Consider the following 17,740-nt stretch of genomic DNA (forward strand, 5'->3'; position numbering starts at 1 on the left):
AATTCACTTCACAGTTCGAGCAAAATCCTTTGCACGGTGTCGCGATCCACCTGGGCGCGATCACGCGGGGCCGTCTCGCTCACGCCGAAGCTCGCGAGTATCAGCATGAGTGCGATGCGCAACTTCTGCGCGGAGAGATCGCCACCCGCGACTATTCCGTCGGCGGCGAGGAAACGCTGCTTCGGCACCGTGCCGCGCGGCGCGCGCGTGGCCTGCACCACCACCACACCAGCCGCGACGGCGTTGCACAACGCCTCCCCCTCCCCGGACGCGGGACGCCCAGGCGCAAGCCCCGCGGAGACGATGCCGCGCGCACCCGCCGCGACAAACGCTTCGATCGCCGCGCCATCGGCACCCGCATACGACATGGCAATGTCGACCCGCGGTAACGCGGTCGACGCGGCTGCATCCAGTATCGATGCGAAACGCGGGCTCTGCCGCGACGGCCCCGCATCACGAAACACGCGACGCCGCCAGACCACGCCGGCGTCCGCATCGATCCTGCCGAGTGGCCCATACGGCGCGGCCTCGAATGCCGCGAGTTCGAAGCTCGCCGCCTTGGTCACGTCACGCGCGGCGAAGAAAAGGCCGCCCATGGCAACGAGCACGCCCGCACCGCGCGACTCCGGCGCGGCGGCCACGGCAACCGCGCCGCGCAGATTCGCCGCGGCGTCGCTGCCATCCGTGTTTGCGGGGCGCTGCGCGCCCGTCAGCACCACGGGTTGTTCGAGTTCCAGCACAAGGCCGAGAAACCACGCGGTCTCCTCGAGCGTCGCCGTGCCGTGCGTGATCACGAAACCCGTCAACGCGGGATCGCTTGCAGCGGTGTCGCGGATCAGCGTGGCAAGCTCCAGCCAATCGCGCGGACCGATGGACACGCTCCCCAAGCTGCGAAACGGCAGGGGCACGATCTCGACATGCGGGACCAGCTCGCCCAGGCGTTGCAGCAGATCGTCGATCGGATGGATCACGCCGCTGTCAGCGTATTCGATCCAGTCGAAGCGATGACGCCCATGCATTGCAAACGTCCCGCCGGTGCCGATCACGGCGATGCGGGGACGCTTTGCAGACACAGCTTGCTCGCCGACGAGTGTGGACACCGCGGGAGCAATCGGCTCTTTCACGTCAGCGCCGTTCATGCCTGCACTCTCACGAAAAGCGCGTCGGCCTCGACCCTGGTCTCATGATGCCGGGTGTCGCGCGACACAGGCGCGGCAAGCGCACGGCCCGTTCGCACATCGACCAGACCGGCATGCAGCGGGCATTCCACTTCATGCCCCTCGAAATCGCCTTCGCTGAGCAAAGCCGCGCCGTGCGTGCAGATGTCGTCAAGCGCGTGAATCTCATGGTCGACACGGAACAGACCGATCTTGACGCCCTCGATCTCGATGCCACGGCACGCGCGCGCGCCGAACACCTCGTCAAGCGATCCGATTGCAAACCAGCCGTCGTCGCCGCGCACATACTCGCGTGCGTCGGCGGAATTTATCTGGATCACCGCGTTCATAGCGCCACCCGTTGCTGGAGACTGACAGGTTCGTGCATCTTCACCGCGCCGATCAGGTCGGTGAGTTTCGCCACGCCGTGCCGCTTGCACCACTCTGTCAGATCGTCGATCAAGCGCGGCATCGCCGTGGGCGAAACGAAGTTCGCGGTGCCGACCTGCACCGCGCTGCAACCCGCGAGAAGAAACTCGAGCGCGTCCGCGGCCGTGGCAATGCCGCCGCATCCGATGACGGGAATCTTGACGGCCTGCACGCATTGATAGGCGATCCGCAGCATGATCGGTTTCGTGGCGGCGCCCGTGAGGCCGCCCATGACGTTCGCCACACGCGGGCGAAATGTCTCGACATCGATCGCCATTGCAAGAATCGCGTTGCTCACCACGAGCGCATCCGCACCCGCGTCTTCAGCAGCCAGGGCTACCTCGACCACGTTGCCCGCATTGGGCGTCATCTTGGGCCAGACAGGCAGCGAGGTCGCGGACTTCATCGCCTTGACCACCTGCCAGGTGGCTTCCGGATCCATGCCGAACGCCTGACCGTTCTTCTTCAGGTTGGGACAGGAGACATTCGCTTCGATCGCCGCGACGCCTGGCACGCTGATTTTTTCCGCGAGCCTGCCAAACTCCTCGATCGTGTTGGCCGAAATGCTCGCGACGAGAGGCGGACTATAGCGCCGGTAGTAGGGCACGGTCTGTTCGACATAGTAGTCGCTGCCCTTGCTCGGGATGCCGATCGAAAAGAGCGTGGCGTCGCGAAACTCGGCGACACGCGGAGGCGGCACGCCTTCGCGCACGTCATGAGTAATCGTCTTAGTGACGATTGCGCCGAGACAGTTGAGGTCGAATATCTGCGACGTGCCTTCGGCGAAAGTACCCGAGGCCGGCATCACCGGATTCGCGAGCTTGAGCGAACCAATATTGACGCTGAGATCTACCATGATGTCGTTTCCTGAAGATCGAAGACCGGGCCTTCCCAGCACACACGGCGGTAGCTGAGCTCTGGTGAACCCGCCTCTTTCCGAAAAGGCCGCACGCATGCGTAGCACGCTCCGTAACCGCAACCCATGCGCTGTTCGAGCGCGACCTGGCCGCGGATGCCTAACTGCGCGGCCACGCGTTGCAACATGACGAGCAGGCGGTTCGACCCGCACGTGCTGACGAATGTGATGCGCAGTTGCCCGTGCACTTCCCGGATCAGGCTCTCGACCTGGACCACGTCGCTGGTCTGCTCGTCATCGGTGACAGTGATCACATCGGCGCCCACGGCTTTCAGATAATCGGCCGACATCATCAACGCCTCACTGCGTGCGCTGAGGATTGCGGTGACATGCGCACCCGCCGCGATCGCCTGCTGCGCGAGCGGCGTCATCGTCGCGAGGCCAACGCCGCGGCCAAGCAGCAGGACGTGTGCCGGTTCCGTCGATGCGGGCAGCGCAAAGCCGTTGCCGAGCGGGCCCAGCGCGTCGAGCGTATCGCCCGGCAGAAGTTGGGCCAGGCCACGTGTTCCCGCACCCTGTACCTTGTAGAGAAATTCGATGCGGCTGTCTTCCGCGGCCACGCAGTAGATGCTCATCGGCCGGCGAAGATAAGGCGTGTCGTCGTTCGAAGCCGGACACGCGAGATGAAAGAACTGCCCGGCGCGTGCCGTCAGCGCGAGCTCAGGCGCCGTCAGCACGAGATGCTTGTACTCCGCATTGAGCCATGCGTTCGAGCGCACGTGGCACTGGTTCTCCGCGATCGTCGGCGTACTCTGGCAGGTGTGAGCAGCATCCGCGTGCGCGTGATCCGGACACAAAGCAATCACGCGCGCGGTGGCGGGATCGGTGGCCGTGTCGCTTCGCGCCGCATTCGGCTCTGCAGAAAATGTGTTCATAAGAATTCCATCCATCAAACGGTTCGGGTCGTTTCGCTGAGTCCGGACTTGCGCAATGCGGTCAACGAAGCGAAATCGCTTGCCAGCGGCGACATCCGGTCGTCGGGCTCCATCATATGAAGCTGCGTGAAGCTCATTTCACTGATCAGCCACGTGCCGGAGGGCGTACGCTCATACTTCTCTTCGGTGACCGCCCCAAGCAGTACCGCGCGCGCATCGTCATCACGCAGCGCGAGTTGCCAGAGCCGCCAGCTGCCAGTCGCGTGCATGGCCTCGGTCACGTCGAGTGCTTCACTCACGTAGTAATGCATCGCGAAGCGCCACGGCGAACGCTGAAACCATTCGCACAGAGCGGCGCGTCCGACGAGGTCGTTGCCGAATCCCGCGCCGCCGGTCCACACCGCGCGCTCCGTGAAGCACATGGCCTGCTGCAACGCGATTTCGTGCATCACGGGTTGCGGCTGCCGTTGATAGTCGCTCGTGTATTTCTGATCGGCGAGCGCGGCGTAGCGTGCCTTCAGCGAGCGGATCGCGTCGATCGCTTCGAGCCGGGCGACGCGCGCCTCCAGCGACTGTATCGGCGAGTTGTGTTCCGTCATCACGCCAGCTCCTTCAAGGGAACCGACGTGTCGGCCAATCGGCCTGTATCGATGCGCCTGCGCGCGCTGACGAGACGTTCCAGATGCCGCCGTTCGCGGCTCTGGTTGACCGTCACGCCCGCGGCCACGCAACCGTCGCGCAGCGAAATCACGGTCGCGTCCGCCGATGAAAGCGAGCCGCGCACGACGATCTCATCGCCGGGTTCGTGCACGCCCGTCACCTGGATCGCGTGGCCGAGTTGATCCGTCCACATCCATTGAATCTCCGCATACGGTTCCATTCGCCCGGTGATGATCCCGGCTACGGCGCGCGCCTGATTCTCGGCGTTGCGCCACGTTTCCTGCCTGACGTGGCGACTGGATGCGCGGTCCAACGCGCAGGCCGCGTCTCCGGCGGCGTAAAACCAGGGCGCCGAGGGGCTGCGGCAGAACTCATCGACCAGGACACCGCGTTCGTCCGAGAGTCCCGTGCCGCGTAAGAATGCGGGATTGCAGTCGACGCCGATCGCGATCAGCACGCAGTCGGCATCGATGGACACCGGCGCGCCGTCTTGCAACGCGTCGATGCGCAACGCGAACGCACCGCGGTCCGCCCCGCCCGCGCGCACGATGTCCGTGACATTGACCCGCGTTCGCACATCGACGCCCTTCGCGGCATGTTCCTGTGCAAGCCATCCAGCCACTTGCGGCGGCAGACAGCGCCCCATGATGCCGTCGCCGGCCTCCAGCACCGTCACCGGCACGCCAAGACTGATCGCGCTAGAAGCCACTTCCATCCCGATGACGCCCGCGCCGATGATTGCAAGCTTGCGGCAGCCTTCCAGCGATGTGCGCAACGCGAGGCAATCGTCCAGCGTGCGCAGCGCATGCACACCTTCGACGTGCTGCGTGAGGAAACGCGGACGCCTCGCCATGCCGCCCGTCGCGACGACCAGCAGATCGAAATCCACGGTGGCGCCGTTGTCCAGATGCAGGCGCCGTGAATCGACGTCGAGTTTCCGCGCACTGGCGCGCACACGCTCGATGCCGGCTCCCGTCAGCGACTCGCTGGTCCAGTAGTCGGGCGAGGTCAGCACGAGGCTCTCTTGCGTCTTCGTACCCAGCAGCAGTTCCTTCGACAACGCGGGACGCTCATACGGTGCATGCGGTTCATCGCCGATCAGCGTGACTCGCCCGGGATGGCCCAGGGCTTTCAGATGCTGGGCGACACGTCCGCCGGCATGACCCGCGCCGACAATCGCGACATGTGGCGAGTTCATTGTTGCGGCTCCTTGTTTGCTTCGGCGTTGCACGTCACGCGATACAGCACGCAGCCTGGCGTGATGCAACGATAGCGGCGCGCTTCGCGCGGCGGGATCAGGATGGCCTCGCCCGCCGAGAGGACGTAGTGCTCATCCGCCGCGACGATGTCGACGCGCCCTTCCAGCACTGCGGCGAGTTCTTCGCCAAGAAGGCCCGCTTCAAATTCGACCAGCTCGTCGCGTTGCATGCGTTGGGTCGACGCTGAAAGCGCCGCGCCGTCGGCAACATGTCGCACGATCGGCAACTGAGCCGCCGCGCCTTCATGGGGAACGGCCGGCAACAGCGTGCAATGCGCGGCGCCGCCGTTCGACAGAATCGCTTCGATCACGATCCGTTCTCCCGATCGGCCAGCGGGTAATAGGGAGCCTCGTCGTCGCCGCGATATTCGGCACGCGGCGGCGTCACCACGTTCAGACGCATGCTCATGCCCGCGCCTTCGTAGGTGTTGACACCGTAGTGGCTCAAGCCGGCGGGAATGATCATCACCTCGCCCGTGTTCAGGCGCCGCTCGATCTCCGCGCCGTTGTCGTGCACCTCGAAAATCGAACAGCCGCCCTTGATCTGCAGCGACGCCTCTTCTCCGTGGCTATGCGCTTTCGCGGGCAGGCCGTGGCCCGCCGTTTCAACGAACTTGATGACCGCGACGCTCATCGTCTCGCCGATCATCGTCTTTATATAGAGGCCGTCGGCAACAACCTCCTTGAGTGCGTGGTCAACACCAAAAATGCGGCACTTGGGCATGATCTGATCCTTTACTGGCCGAGCGTGTGAGCGTCAGATGGCGGGGCGCATCGAAAACGTTTCGTCCGCCACGAAGCGGAAGGGATCGTATCCGTCGATCACGAAAGGCTGCTGGTAGAACTCGATAGCGGGCGCGACTTCGGCCAGCGACAGCAGCAGACACATCAGCGTCTTCGCGTCTTCGGGCAGCTTGTCCAGTTCGAACTGGTTAAGCCATGCCACGATGTCGTCGACCCTGGCGAGCATCGCGTCCTTGAATTCGACGATGGCCGGCATGCCCGCCGTATGGCGTCGCGTCGTCCGTTCGGTTTCGGTCGGCAACGCCCACACGTCGACAAAGCGGTTCAACTCCTCGAAGGCGGCAGGCAGCGGCGCGCGTGACGACGCGTCCTGCGTGAAATCCGCGCGCTTCGTGACGACGATGACTTTCTGTTCCATGACGTTTACTCCACAGTGGCTTCGGCTTGCGCCAACAGGCGTTCGATGACGTGATAGCTGTGCCGCACCAGCAGCTCGTTGTCCTGCAGCACCATGAATTTCTTCACGCCGGTTTCCGCCGCCCGTTGCGTACGTTCGAGCGTGCTGAGGTCCTCGAGCAGCACGTCGCGCAACGCCACCTTCATGTACTCGAGGAAGAATCGGCCACCTGGCGTCGTCATTTCCGGGTAATACACGCGCGCTTCGAAAAGCGTCTTGTTATGCGCGATCGGACGGAAGTTGTAGGCCTGGCAGTAGTTGGGACGCAGCGACAGATAGAAGTCCGGAAACATCACGTTGATGTCGAACAGCCAGTTCTCGCTCTTCGTCCAGTTGACACCCTTGGGCAACGCGTCGAGCGGAAACTCATGGCGTGCGCTGCCGATGCCCGCGCGCAATGCCGCCGCGGCGATCGGGCGTTTCGAACCGGCGTCGGACAATGCTTCGGCCGCGGCCGCGCCGCCCGATGTCACCGCTTTCGGGTTCCCATAGACCGACTTCTGGTTGCCCGCCAGCGACAGACGTCGATGGAACTCGCCGCACAGCGCGTCGAGCGGCGGCATGCTGCCGCCCGCGCTACTGTCGATGGCGTCGGCGATCGAATTGCCATGCACATACGCGACGTGATAAGCCTCCTGGAACGCGTCGAGCGCGAGCTTCCAGTTGCAGTCGACCACCGTTTCCCACGCGAAGCCCACCTTCAGCTTGTCGAACGGATAGCCTTCGACCTCGCCGTACATCGGCCTGAGAAAGTCGGCGAGCGAGAGCCTGGGCTGCGGGTCCATGTTGACGAAGATGAATCCTTGCCATACGTCGCACGCGACGCGCGTCAGTGCGTAATCTTTGAAGTCGAGCCCGAAAAAACATTGCTCGTCCGGCACGCCCGTCAAATTGCCGTCCAGGTCGTACGCCCAGCCGTGGAACTTGCAGAAGAATTTGCGCGTATGTCCGGTCTTGTCGTACGCAATCTGATTCAGCCGGTGCGAGCAGACGTTGTGCATTGCGCGAATCTCACCGCGCTTGTTGCGCACGACGATGATCTCCGTGTCGCACGCGTCGAGCTTCTTGACGAAGTAATCACCCGCCTCGGGGATTTCCTCCACGCGGCCGACCTGCAACCAGGTCTTCTTGAAGATGTGCGCCTTTTCGCGCTCGTAGTACCCGGGAGAAATATAGGGCTCGACGGGAATCAGTCCAGCGCCTAGTTCCGCGTAGCGCGCGGTCAATGTGCCCTCCGGGGCGGGAATCGCATTCATGAACGGCGTCCTTCGTGAGGTGAGTGCTGAATCGCTGAATAATGAATGGCATTCTGTTTTCAACGAAAAATGCTGTCAAGCTCTTTGTGAAAACTTTTTGAAGCGGCGTCGCTGACGAGACATCCGGCGTGCAGGCGATTGTTAGAATGGCGGGTCAATCAGTTGAATCACCTACCGAGGGAGGCGCGGTGCCGCAGGTAAAAAAAGCAGGAATTCGCGAGGCAATTCTGGCGTCGGCGTTCGCGGCGTTCAGCCGCAAGGGCTATTCGGCGACCACCATGACCGAGATCGCGCGCGAGGCGGGGACCACCGTGGCGAACCTGTATGTGTACTTCGATTCGAAACTGATCATCCTGTATGAGATCTATCAGCCGTGGTTGACGCGGCAACTGCACGCGGTGCGCACCGAGGTGATGCTGCTGTCGAATCCGCGCAGCAAGATTCGCCGTATCATCAGTGGAATCTGGGCGGATATTCCGGCAGCCGATCATGCGTTTGCCAACTCGCTCATCGACGCGCTGGCGACCGCGCCCGCGGACCTGCGCAAGCCAGTCAATCTGCTGCAACCTGTCGAGGCGTTCGTCACACAGCTTTTGCTCGACTCGCTTCCGCGGGAACGGGCGGGCGTGGTGCACGGCGACTTGCTGTCCCACCTCATCTGGATGGCGTTCGATGGCTTCGTCATCAATCACCGGATCGGCGACGATCGCGACATCGACCAGATCTCGGCCATGATGGCCGACCTGCTGCTAGGCGAGCAGGAGCCGGAAGCGCACTAGCGGTTCATCCGCAACGAAGCGGAATTTTGAAAACTTTGACAGCACGCAAAAAAGAATGTCATTCTGTATTTAGGCTGCTGATTTCAGCGGCCGGACTCCCTGATCCTCGGATTGTTCAAGGCCTGAGACCTCGCTGCAGCGCACACTGAATCAGCGCTGCAGCGCGGGCCGAACCTGCCGGACAATCGGATGGCCGGGCAATCAATGGCGTTACTATTTGCCTGAGGTGCTGGCATGGCCGCAATCTCCGAAAGCGCGCAATTACGTTCGTTCAACCCGCCGTCTAGAACTACCTATCTGGTCCTGGTTCTGTGTTTCCTGACGATCGTCGCCGAGGGCTACGACATCGGCGTGATGGGAACGATCGTCCCGTCCCTGCTGAGCGACCCGGTCTGGAAGCTCACCCCGATGGAAATCGGCGCCATGGGTAGTGCCGCCCTGTTCGGTACCTTGTTCGGGTCGTATTTCATCAGCGTGATCAGCGACCTGGTTGGCAGAAAACTGCTGCTGATCAGTTGTGTCGCCCTCTTCTCGTTATCGATGCTCGGCGCAGCGTGGGCGCCGACGCCGTTCGTGTTCTCCGTCAGCCGCTTCATTGGCGGGCTCGGCCTTGGCGGGGTCATTTCAGCGGCGGCGGCGCTGACCGTCGAATATTCGCCGTCTGCCAAGCGCAATCTGAATTTTGCGCTGATGTACTCGGGCTACTCGCTCGGTGCGCTGCTATCCGCGGTCATCGGTATTTTCTTTGTGCAATCGCACGGATGGCGCTTCGTCGTTGCGCTAGGGGCGAGTCCGCTGCTAGCGCTTCCTCTTCTCGTGTGGCTTCTGCCTGAATCACTCGACTTTCTGCTTGCGAAGGGCCGAGAAACTCAGGCGAAGACTTTGGCCCAACGCCTGGGTATCGATTCGTCCGTCTTTCAACGTGCAAGCCGCAGCGCGGCACCAAAACCCTCGCTTGGCGCCGTGTTCCGCGAAGTGTTCTCGCCGCAGAATTTCTGGGCCACGGTTTGTCTGTGGGTTGCGCAGGTTGCCGCCGTGCTGGTGATCTACGGCTTGGGCACGTGGCTGCCGCAACTCATGCGCAAGCTCGGTTATGACCTCGGTTCGAGCCTGTCGTTTCTCGCGGTGTTCATGCTGTCGTCCGCGTTGGGCGGCATCCTCATCGGTCAGATTAGCGACCGCCTGGGCGCGCGCAAGACCATCGTTGCGGGCTATATCATCGGTGCGCTCGCGGTGTGCGGTCTCACCCTCAAGGGAAGCCTCGTCTTCAACTATGCGCTCGTCGCACTCGCCGGCTTCGGTAGCATTGGCGTCGCGATGGTTCAGCTGGGCTTCATCGCCAACTTCTACCGCGCACATGCGCGTGCGAGCGCGACAGGATGGGCCGTTGGCATTGGACGTTTCGGCGCGATGAGCGGTCCGATGGTCGGCGCCTATCTCGCCGCGCACAACATCGAAGTCCAATGGAATTTCTACGCGTTTGCCGCCTCCGCACTCGTTGCCGCGCTGGCGATTGCGTTGACCGGCGACCCGCAGTCACGGACGGCGCGTGTCGACTCGTCGAGCGTTTCGCTGGAAGGCTGAATGGATTTGCAAAGCGCGTGCAGATCGCGCGGCACTCGGCATTGACGCGCCGCGCTCTTTCCACAAAACAGACCACGGAGACAAAACGATGAGCATCGGCTTGGGCACCCTGGCCCGGATCGGTCATCTCTATCCGTCTGGAGGACTCTGCGACTTCGAGGTTCAGTTGATGGCGCCCGAGGGCGTGCAGTTCGTGACAACGCGCTTGCCGTTCCGCGATACGTCACTCGAATCCGACACGAAGATCATCGACAACCTTGAATACCATGCAGGATTGCTCGCCGACGCGAAAGTCGATCTGATCGCGTTGAATTGCACGGCGGCTGGTGTGGTCAATGGTCCCGAGGCAATCAGGCGGCGAATCACAGACGCGACGGGCATTGCCGCCGTGACGACGATCGATGCGGTACTCGCGGCTTTGGAAGCACTGTCGGCTTCAAGAATTGCGCTGCTGACACCCTATCGGCAAGAGGTCGTACTGACGGAAATAGGCTTTCTGCGCGGACATGGGATCGACGTCGTTGACCATGCAAGCCTGCCATGCCAGACGCCTTTGGAGCAGGCGGCTATCACGCCGGAATCCTGGCTCCATCTTGCGGCAGGAATTGCAGGCGGCTTTGACGCCTTATTGATAAGTTGTGCGGGTATTCAAGTCAGCCCGGTGATCGAGACGCTTGAAAACGAGGTCGGGGTTCCCGTCGTCACGAGCAATGCCGCTTTGCTTTGGCATTGCCTGTGCCGGTTCGGAATTGTCGAGCGGCCCACGCGCTACGGCTCGCTTCTCGCGAAGACCCTCGCCCGCGAACCGGCCCTGCCCGAGGCGCGCGCCACGACTTTGCAAGAAGTATCGCCACTGCGGTAAGGCGCGCTGAGCCGGCTGAAGCCGGCCACGCGCCGCGCTTCAGACCGGCTTGCCTTCGCTGCTGGCCCAGTTGCGCATCAGCGTATTGCTTGGCAAGCTTTCGTCGATCAACTTCTTCGCGGTTTGGATTCCGGCAATCGGCAACCCGGCTGGATCGAGCACGCCGATCTGCACCAGCACCGACGCTTGATCCCAATAGATGTGCTCGTTGTAAAGCTTGTCCCCGCGAAAATGAACGACGGCTAGCATCGGAATTTCGATGTACTTGCCCGTCGGCGCAAGACCCGGTAACAGCCAGTCGATTTCGCGATCGTGAGTCGCACAAAAAACAAACTCGTCGACGAGGCGATCCGCGCCGATGGTGCGTGAAATCGGAATGAGCCGCGTATCGTCGGGGTTGGCGTGGACGAAATGGTATTTGTAAAAGCGCTTGAGTTGATCGTGGCCAACGCCGCCCGTCATCGTCGGAACGTGATTGACGTATGGCTCAGCAATCATCGTGGGCAACACGGCGTCGACATCGCGCCTAGCGAACTCATAGTAGCAGTGCAACTCCCACAACTCATTCAGATCGTAGATAGGCCCAAGCACCTTGCGCAGCATCGCTAGCGTGCGCGAATAGGCCATCATCGCGGCTGGCTTGTCGAAATGCTCGCGCTCCGGCGTGGCGAACGCGTGATCGCAACCGGCATAGACATACTGCTCAATTCGCGGATTCGCGCGCAGCGCGGCCTGGATCTTCTCGCGCGTCGCCGGCGGGCACAGCGCATCATTGCCCGCAAAGTGGAACACCATCGGACATTGAATCGACGGCACCTCATGCAAGAACGCTTCCAGACCCACGCCGTAGTAGCTCACCGCGCAGTCGATATCAGTTCGCGCAGCGGCGATCAGCGCCAGCTTGCCGCCGAGACAGTATCCGAGCGCACCGACCTTGCCGGCCTGTTGCGGGAGCGCACGCAGCGCCTTGATGGTCGACGCCACGTCCTGAACCGCGAGCGTCAGGTCGAGCCGTTCGTCGTAGCCGAGCGCCGCGGCAAAGTCGTCTTCGCCATAGCCCAGTTCGACACGCGGCTTCATTCGCCAGAACAGATCCGGCACAAGCACCACATAGCCTTCTTCCGCGAAGCGGTCGGCCATGGACTTCATGTATCCATTGATGCCGAAAATTTCCTGCAACAGGACGAGGCCGGGCCCCGAGCCCTGTTTGGGCTTCGCAAGATAAGCGGAAAACGCCGCCCCGTTATCTGCATTGATCTGAATGAACTCGCCGCTCATGATGCTTTCCCTTTCGTTTCTGAATAGCTTGAGTTGTGGCTTCCGAACCGTTCACGCGACGCCTGCGAGACTCTTCTGCACCGCCTGCCGGTCCGCCGCCAGGCCGGCCGCAAGCTGTTGCGCCATCGCGCCGACGTAGACTTCATCGACGCCATTCGCGAGCGCCGCAAGCGCTGCGTCGACGACCTCCGCGGCCGGGAGTTTCGGCGGGGGAAAATCGCGGCTCATGTCGGTATCGATCGGACCGGGAAGAATCGACAGCACGCGCACGCCGTGCGGCGCGAGCTCGGCCCGCGCGCCTTCGGTCATGCGCAGCGCGGCCGCCTTCGACGCGCACAGCGATGCCATCGACGGCAACGCGACCCGCGCGAGAATCGACGACACATTGACGATCGCGCCGCCCTCGCGTTGCAACGACGGCGCAAACGCCCGGATCATGTCTAGCGTGCCGAAGTAATTGACCTCCATCTCGGCGCGCGCCGCGTCGCGATCATTCGCGGCAAGCAGGGGCTCGAGCCGATTGATGCCCGCGTTGTTCACGAGCAGATTCACATCGCTTGCGAGGGCTGCCGCCCGCGCCACCTGCTGCGGGTTCGTAATATCGAGATCGACCGGCACGACACGAGGATCGCGATACGCGGGAGCCCGAACATCCCGCGCGCCCGCGTAAACCTTGCGCGCGCCCTCTTGCAGCAACTTCGCCACGAAGCTCGCACCGACACCGCGATTGGCGCCTGTCACGAACGCGACACAGCCTTCAACCTGCATACTTGCCTCCGAATGTTCAGCCTGCCTGGAGCTGTGCCACTGCGCCACGATCCGCCGAATGCGCCCATCAAATGCCGTGAGCGAGAATGCGGCCCGCATCGTCGATGTCGAGACGCACCGCGTCGCCCGATCGCATCGCGCGATCGAGTCGCGCGATCACAATGGGCCCCGCGCTCGTCACCACGCTCGCAAGATGCACATCGTGACCGCCCTCCGCGCCGACGCGATGACGCACAACGGTCGACTCGGCGACGAAGCCGCCCTCCACCGCGCGCTCGACCCATTCGGCGCCGCCGCATGCGGGGCAGCCATAGCGCGCGGGGAACAGCGCCGTTCCACACTGCTTGCACTGGAATACGTGGAATATCATTGTGTACCTCGCCGATCTCGCTCGAGCACCACCGCATTCGCGCACATGCCGTAGCGATACTGGACCATGCCGTAGCCGCTCACGACCGCACGTTGCGCGTCGCGCACCTGACGCTCGCCCGCCGCGCCGCGCAACTGCGTGATCGCCTCGACGAGGCCGTGCATGCCGCCCGCGGCGCCCGCCTGTCCCGCGGACAACTGGCCGCCGGATGTGTTGACGGCAAGCTCGCGCAAGCCGATGCGCGCGATCAACGCGCGCAGATCGCCGTCCGGAGCAAAGCCGAGATCGGCAAGTTGCGCGAGAACCATCACGGGGTAGTCGTCGTAGACGGATACCAGGTCCATGTCGTCCGGCGTGAGCCCGGCTTCGCGCCAGAGATCGCCGGCAATCGCCGCGAGCGAGGTCTGCTGGCCGTCGCCCGACTGATGGTCGGGATTGTACAGACATTGCAGCGCGCGCACGCGCACGTTCACCGTGTGGCGCACCAGATCGGCGCGCGCGAGGATCACGGCATTCGCACCGCTCACGACCGGCACGCAATCGAAGCGGCCAAGCGGCTCGGCGACCATCGGCGCGTCGAGATACGCGTCGATCGTCAGCGGCGTGCGATAGACCGCCTGCGGGTTCTGCGCGGCCCAGCCGCGTTGCGCGACGCACAGCGCGCCGTAATCGCGGCGCGTCAGGCCGTGCCGTTTCGCATGACGCTGCGTGAGCATGGCGAACAGACTGTTCGGGCCGCCGTTCTCCAGCGGACGCAGCAAGTTGCGTGTCGTCAGGTTGTAATGCTCGACCAGTTGCTTGAAGTCCGCCGGTTCGAAACGGTCGCCGGACACCAGCGCGATGACCTTCGCGTCGCCGTGCTGAATCGCGCGGATCGCGTGCTGAAGCAGGTTGATCGCGCTCGCGCCGCCGTGGCAATCGTCCATGCACCAGCGCGGGCTGAGGCCGCGGCGCCACGCGACGTCGATGGCGTGATCGGGCGCGAGCGTGAAGGACGCCACGCCGAGCCCGTCCACGTCCTTCGCCGACAAACCCGACTCGGCGAGCGCCGCGCCGAACGCTTGCGCAAGCAGATCTCCGGTGGACGCCGCCGTCGGCTGACGGCGGTACGGCACCTCGACGGCCGCCGTCAGCAGCACATCATGGAGCACGTCGGGGAAGTGGCTGGATGGCATGAGGGAAGTCCTTGCATCGTCGGAATCAATGCTCACGCCGCACCACCGTCTCGTGCGTGAACAGCAGCGTGATCACGGTGACCATGCCCATCGTCATCAGCAGCACAGCCACCGGCCAGGCCGCGTGATAGTGCGCGAGCAACGCGGTCGCAATGAGCGGCGACAGTCCGCCCGCGAACACCGAAGCGATCTCGTGCCCCGAGTGCGAGGCCTGAGTAACGCACCTCGGTACTGAACAGTTCGCCCATGAGGCTCGGCTGCGTGCCGATCATCGCGCCGTGGCAAACAGCGTTACCCAGCAGGAATGCGAGCCAGACGAGCGCGGGCACCTTGGTGCCGAGCAGCCAGAAAAACGGAAACGCGATCACCACGAGGCCCACCGCGCCGATCATGTACACGGGCTTACGGCCGATGCGATTGGACAGGCGGCCCCACATCAGCATCGTGCAGAGCTCGACGAGCATCGACACGATCAGGCCTGCCAGCATGATCTGATTCGGCACGCCGACGAACTTGCCGTACACCAGCGAGAACGCGATCACTATGTACGAGCCGCCGTTTTCCGCGACCCGCAAGCCCATCGCCATCAGAATCTCGCGCGGATGCTTGCAGATGACGTCGAGCACGGGCAAGCGCGCTTTCTTGCCGGCCGCCGCGGTCTTCGTGAATTCGACGCTCTCCGGCAACCGCGAGCGAACATAGACGCCCACGCCGAAGATGCCGATCGACAGCAGGAACGGAACACGCCATCCCCAGCTCATGAACGCGTCTTTCGGCAGCATCTGTACAAGGAAAAATACCGCCGCCGACAACACGAAGCCGCCGCCCACGCCGATCTGGCTCCACGCCGTGTAGTAGCCACGCTTTTCCGGCGGTGCGGACTCGCTGATCATCAACACGCCGCCGCCCCATTCGCCGCCGGCGGCGATGCCTTGCAGGAGACGCAGAACGAGCAGCATGACCGGCGCCCACACGCCGACATGCGCGTAGGTCGGCAGCAAGCCGATCAGGAACGTCGCGCCGCCCATGATCGACAGCGTCCACACAAGCGCGCCCTTGCGGCCGTAGCGATCGCCGATGTGGCCGAACAGCACGCCTCCGAACGGCCGTGCGGCGAAACCGACCGCGAAGCCGGCGAACGCGGCCAGCGTGCCGACGAGCGGATCGGTGCCCGTCGGAAAGAACAGTGCGCCGAATACGAGCGCAGCGGCCGTGCTATACAGGAAGAAGTCATACCATTCGAGCGCGTTGCCCACGACCGAGGCGAAAACGACGCGCCGCAGCGACCGGTTGTCGAGCGGACCGGCCGGCGGTTCGCTGATGTGCTCCCGCTGTGTGCTTGCGGCAGAAAACGTTCGCGTGCTTGCCATCTTGAGCTCCTGGTGTGCATCCGGAGATGCACTCGACGTTGCTGATGCGTCTGCCGTGCCATGCTCGCGCCAAGGGCGTTCGGGGCGACGGAATGAGGGTTACGTCATGAACTCATGAACGCTTGAGCCGGTATCCCGACGCGTCGAGGTCCCAGGTCGCCCGCGTGACGCCTTGCTCGCGCAACTTGAATTTCTGGATCTTGCCGTTCTCCGTCTTCGGCAGCTCCTGCGCGAAGTCGAGATAACGCGGCACGGCGAAATATGGCAGACGGGGTTCGCAGTAGCGAATCAGCTCGAGTGGCGCGAGCGTTTCACCAGTGCGCAACACGAGCGCGGCCATCACTTCGTCTTCGGCAAGCGAGGATTTCACCGCGAAGACTGCCGCTGTTTCGACTGCCGGGTGGCTCAACAGAACCTGCTCAACTTCGAACGAAGAGACGTTCTCGCCGCGCCGCCGGATCGCGTCCTTCTGCCGGTCGACGAAACGGTAATAGCCGTCGGCTTCACGCACGACGCGATCGCCGGTGTGAAACCACAGGTTGCGCCACGCCTCGACCGTCTTCTCGGCCATGCCGAGATAGCCGCTTGCGAAAGCGAACGGTTCGTCGGCGCGCAGGATCAGCTCACCAGCCTCGCCATCGGGCACCGGCTGGTCGTGTTCGTCGACGACGCGCGCGTCGAAGCCCGCGGATAGCTTGCCCATATAGCCAGGCCGGTGCTCGCCGATGACACTGCTGATCACGCAGTTGGTCTCCGTTGAACCGTAGCCGTCGATCAAGCCGATGCCGCAGCGCGACGTAAAGTCTTGCTGGAAATGCCCAGGCACGCCCGGCGCAAGCGCGATGCGCACGCGGTGCTCGCGCTCGTTCCCCGCGACCGGACGGCCCAGCTGGATCGGCACCATCGCGCCGAGCACAAAGGTCACCGTCGCGCGGGTTTCGACCAGCGCGTCGAAAAAGCCGCTTGCGGAGAAGCGCCGGTCGGCGACGAGCATGGCGTCGTGAATCAATGCCTGAAAGAAGCTGTTGAGCGCATTCGTGTGAAAGAGCGGCAGGCAGGTGTACAGCACATCACCGGCCACGACGCCGAGATCGCGCGCCGTGTTCTTGCCCCACCAGTAGAACTGCGCATGCGGACAGACCACACCCTTCGAGAGGCCCGACGTGCCCGAGGTGTAGAGCACGGCGAACGGGTCACCATCCGCGAGCACGGCCGCGTCGAGCGGCTCGCCTGCAGGCGGCAGTGGGACCGCCGTGTAGCCTGCGGCGCCTGCCGTCTCTTGCGCCTCGGCTTCGGCATCGCCCGCTTCGCCTATCAGCCAGATGGTTTGCGGACGAAGGCCTCGCGCATCGAGTGAGAGAACGGCATGGACCAACTGCGTTTCGGCGACGAGCAGGCGCGCGCCGCAGTTGCGCAGAATATGTTCCAGTTGCAGGCCGCGCGATGCGGTATTGATTGGGACCACGACCGCGCCGAGCCATCCGCAGCCCAGCACGATCTCCATGAATTCGGTGCGGTTGCCGCACAGCAGTGCGACGTGATCGCCACGCTTGACGCCTTGCGCGGCCAGGGCGCCGGCGCGACGCGCGGCGATCCCGACGGCGTCGGCGCCCGTCCATGTCGTCGTACGATCCGAGAAGAGCGGCGCACCGCCGTTTCGGGCCGCGCGCGAGGCCAGCAAGGCCGGCAATGTGCGATTGGCGACGAGCTTGTGCGCCTCGCTGTTGCAGTGCTCGACGATTGTCTCCGTGGATCCCATTTGCTCGTGTCTCTGATGTGCGTGAGGCGAGTCTAGGATCGGG

Annotated in this window: 18 protein-coding genes and 1 pseudogene; 3 read left to right on the plus strand and 16 right to left on the minus strand. The window is 63.5% G+C overall.

Annotation, left to right across the window (positions count from 1 at the left end):
• Positions 1 to 8: 8 nt before the first annotated feature.
• Genes KHO23_RS24530 through KHO23_RS24575 form a run of 10 tightly spaced genes read right to left on the minus strand, consistent with a single transcriptional unit; the run spans position 9 to position 7,752 of the window.
• Positions 9 to 1,139 carry an asparaginase gene (locus KHO23_RS24530; protein WP_211613962.1) on the minus strand — a complete coding sequence of 377 codons (1,131 nt, stop codon included), beginning with the start codon at positions 1,137 to 1,139 and terminating at the stop codon, positions 9 to 11.
• Positions 1,136 to 1,507, minus strand: a complete 372-nt coding sequence (locus KHO23_RS24535; protein WP_211613964.1) for a non-heme iron oxygenase ferredoxin subunit — start codon at positions 1,505 to 1,507, stop codon at positions 1,136 to 1,138. The genes KHO23_RS24530 and KHO23_RS24535 overlap by 4 nt, the downstream gene beginning before the upstream one ends.
• A complete protein-coding gene (locus tag KHO23_RS24540) occupies positions 1,504 to 2,442 on the minus strand; it encodes a dihydroorotate dehydrogenase (protein ID WP_211613966.1) in 939 nt (312 codons plus the stop codon). Before KHO23_RS24540 ends, KHO23_RS24535 begins: the two co-directional genes overlap by 4 nt.
• Complete coding sequence (locus tag KHO23_RS24545) at positions 2,436 to 3,377, minus strand: dihydroorotate dehydrogenase electron transfer subunit (protein ID WP_236066978.1); 942 nt, start codon at positions 3,375 to 3,377, stop codon at positions 2,436 to 2,438. The genes KHO23_RS24540 and KHO23_RS24545 overlap by 7 nt, the downstream gene beginning before the upstream one ends.
• Positions 3,378 to 3,391: 14 nt before the next feature.
• Entirely contained in the window at positions 3,392 to 3,976 is a 585-nt protein-coding gene (locus tag KHO23_RS24550; RefSeq protein ID WP_211613970.1) for a nuclear transport factor 2 family protein, read from the minus strand.
• A complete protein-coding gene (locus KHO23_RS24555; protein WP_211613972.1) occupies positions 3,976 to 5,235 on the minus strand; it encodes an NAD(P)/FAD-dependent oxidoreductase in 1,260 nt (419 codons plus the stop codon). The genes KHO23_RS24550 and KHO23_RS24555 overlap by 1 nt, the downstream gene beginning before the upstream one ends.
• Positions 5,232 to 5,606 (minus strand): cupin domain-containing protein, encoded by a 375-nt coding sequence (locus KHO23_RS24560; RefSeq protein ID WP_211613974.1) that lies wholly within the window; start codon positions 5,604 to 5,606, stop codon positions 5,232 to 5,234. The genes KHO23_RS24555 and KHO23_RS24560 overlap by 4 nt, the downstream gene beginning before the upstream one ends.
• Positions 5,603 to 6,019 carry a cupin domain-containing protein gene (locus tag KHO23_RS24565; protein WP_211613976.1) on the minus strand — a complete coding sequence of 139 codons (417 nt, stop codon included), beginning with the start codon at positions 6,017 to 6,019 and terminating at the stop codon, positions 5,603 to 5,605. The genes KHO23_RS24560 and KHO23_RS24565 overlap by 4 nt, the downstream gene beginning before the upstream one ends.
• A gap of 33 nt (positions 6,020 to 6,052) precedes the next feature.
• Positions 6,053 to 6,457: a hypothetical protein gene (locus KHO23_RS24570; protein ID WP_211613978.1), complete on the minus strand. Its 405-nt coding sequence runs from the start codon at positions 6,455 to 6,457 to the stop codon at positions 6,053 to 6,055.
• A gap of 5 nt (positions 6,458 to 6,462) precedes the next feature.
• Positions 6,463 to 7,752, minus strand: coding sequence for an aromatic ring-hydroxylating oxygenase subunit alpha (locus KHO23_RS24575; RefSeq protein ID WP_211613980.1), 1,290 nt, complete (start codon positions 7,750 to 7,752; stop codon positions 6,463 to 6,465).
• A gap of 188 nt (positions 7,753 to 7,940) precedes the next feature.
• On the opposite strand from KHO23_RS24575, the gene KHO23_RS24580 reads away from it, so the two are divergent.
• The 3 genes from KHO23_RS24580 to KHO23_RS24590 all read left to right on the plus strand — a co-directional run bounded on the left by KHO23_RS24580 (position 7,941) and on the right by KHO23_RS24590 (position 10,977).
• Positions 7,941 to 8,531, plus strand: coding sequence for a TetR/AcrR family transcriptional regulator (locus KHO23_RS24580; RefSeq protein ID WP_211613982.1), 591 nt, complete (start codon positions 7,941 to 7,943; stop codon positions 8,529 to 8,531).
• 234 nt (positions 8,532 to 8,765) lie between these two features.
• Complete coding sequence (locus tag KHO23_RS24585) at positions 8,766 to 10,115, plus strand: MFS transporter (RefSeq protein ID WP_211613984.1); 1,350 nt, start codon at positions 8,766 to 8,768, stop codon at positions 10,113 to 10,115.
• Positions 10,116 to 10,203: 88 nt separating this feature from the next.
• Positions 10,204 to 10,977, plus strand: coding sequence for a maleate cis-trans isomerase family protein (locus KHO23_RS24590; RefSeq protein ID WP_211613986.1), 774 nt, complete (start codon positions 10,204 to 10,206; stop codon positions 10,975 to 10,977).
• Positions 10,978 to 11,016: 39 nt separating this feature from the next.
• On the opposite strand, the gene KHO23_RS24595 is transcribed toward KHO23_RS24590, so the two are convergent.
• From KHO23_RS24595 to KHO23_RS24620, 6 genes and pseudogenes are all read right to left on the minus strand, one after another.
• Positions 11,017 to 12,255, minus strand: a complete 1,239-nt coding sequence (locus KHO23_RS24595) for a dienelactone hydrolase family protein (protein ID WP_211613988.1) — start codon at positions 12,253 to 12,255, stop codon at positions 11,017 to 11,019.
• Positions 12,256 to 12,306: 51 nt separating this feature from the next.
• Positions 12,307 to 13,023, minus strand: a complete 717-nt coding sequence (locus tag KHO23_RS24600; protein ID WP_211613990.1) for an SDR family oxidoreductase — start codon at positions 13,021 to 13,023, stop codon at positions 12,307 to 12,309.
• A gap of 67 nt (positions 13,024 to 13,090) precedes the next feature.
• A complete protein-coding gene (locus KHO23_RS24605) occupies positions 13,091 to 13,393 on the minus strand; it encodes a zinc ribbon domain-containing protein (RefSeq protein WP_211613991.1) in 303 nt (100 codons plus the stop codon).
• Positions 13,390 to 14,568 carry a thiolase family protein gene (locus KHO23_RS24610; RefSeq protein ID WP_211613992.1) on the minus strand — a complete coding sequence of 393 codons (1,179 nt, stop codon included), beginning with the start codon at positions 14,566 to 14,568 and terminating at the stop codon, positions 13,390 to 13,392. Before KHO23_RS24610 ends, KHO23_RS24605 begins: the two co-directional genes overlap by 4 nt.
• Positions 14,569 to 14,593: 25 nt before the next feature.
• Positions 14,594 to 15,938, minus strand: a pseudogene (locus KHO23_RS24615) (MFS transporter).
• Between the two features lie 112 nt (positions 15,939 to 16,050).
• Positions 16,051 to 17,697, minus strand: a complete 1,647-nt coding sequence (locus KHO23_RS24620) for an ATP-dependent acyl-CoA ligase (RefSeq protein WP_211613993.1) — start codon at positions 17,695 to 17,697, stop codon at positions 16,051 to 16,053.
• Positions 17,698 to 17,740 lie beyond the last annotated feature (43 nt).

Origin of the sequence: Paraburkholderia haematera (assembly GCF_905220975.1) — a bacterium.
Taxonomy (GTDB): Bacteria; Pseudomonadota; Gammaproteobacteria; order Burkholderiales; family Burkholderiaceae; genus Paraburkholderia; species Paraburkholderia haematera.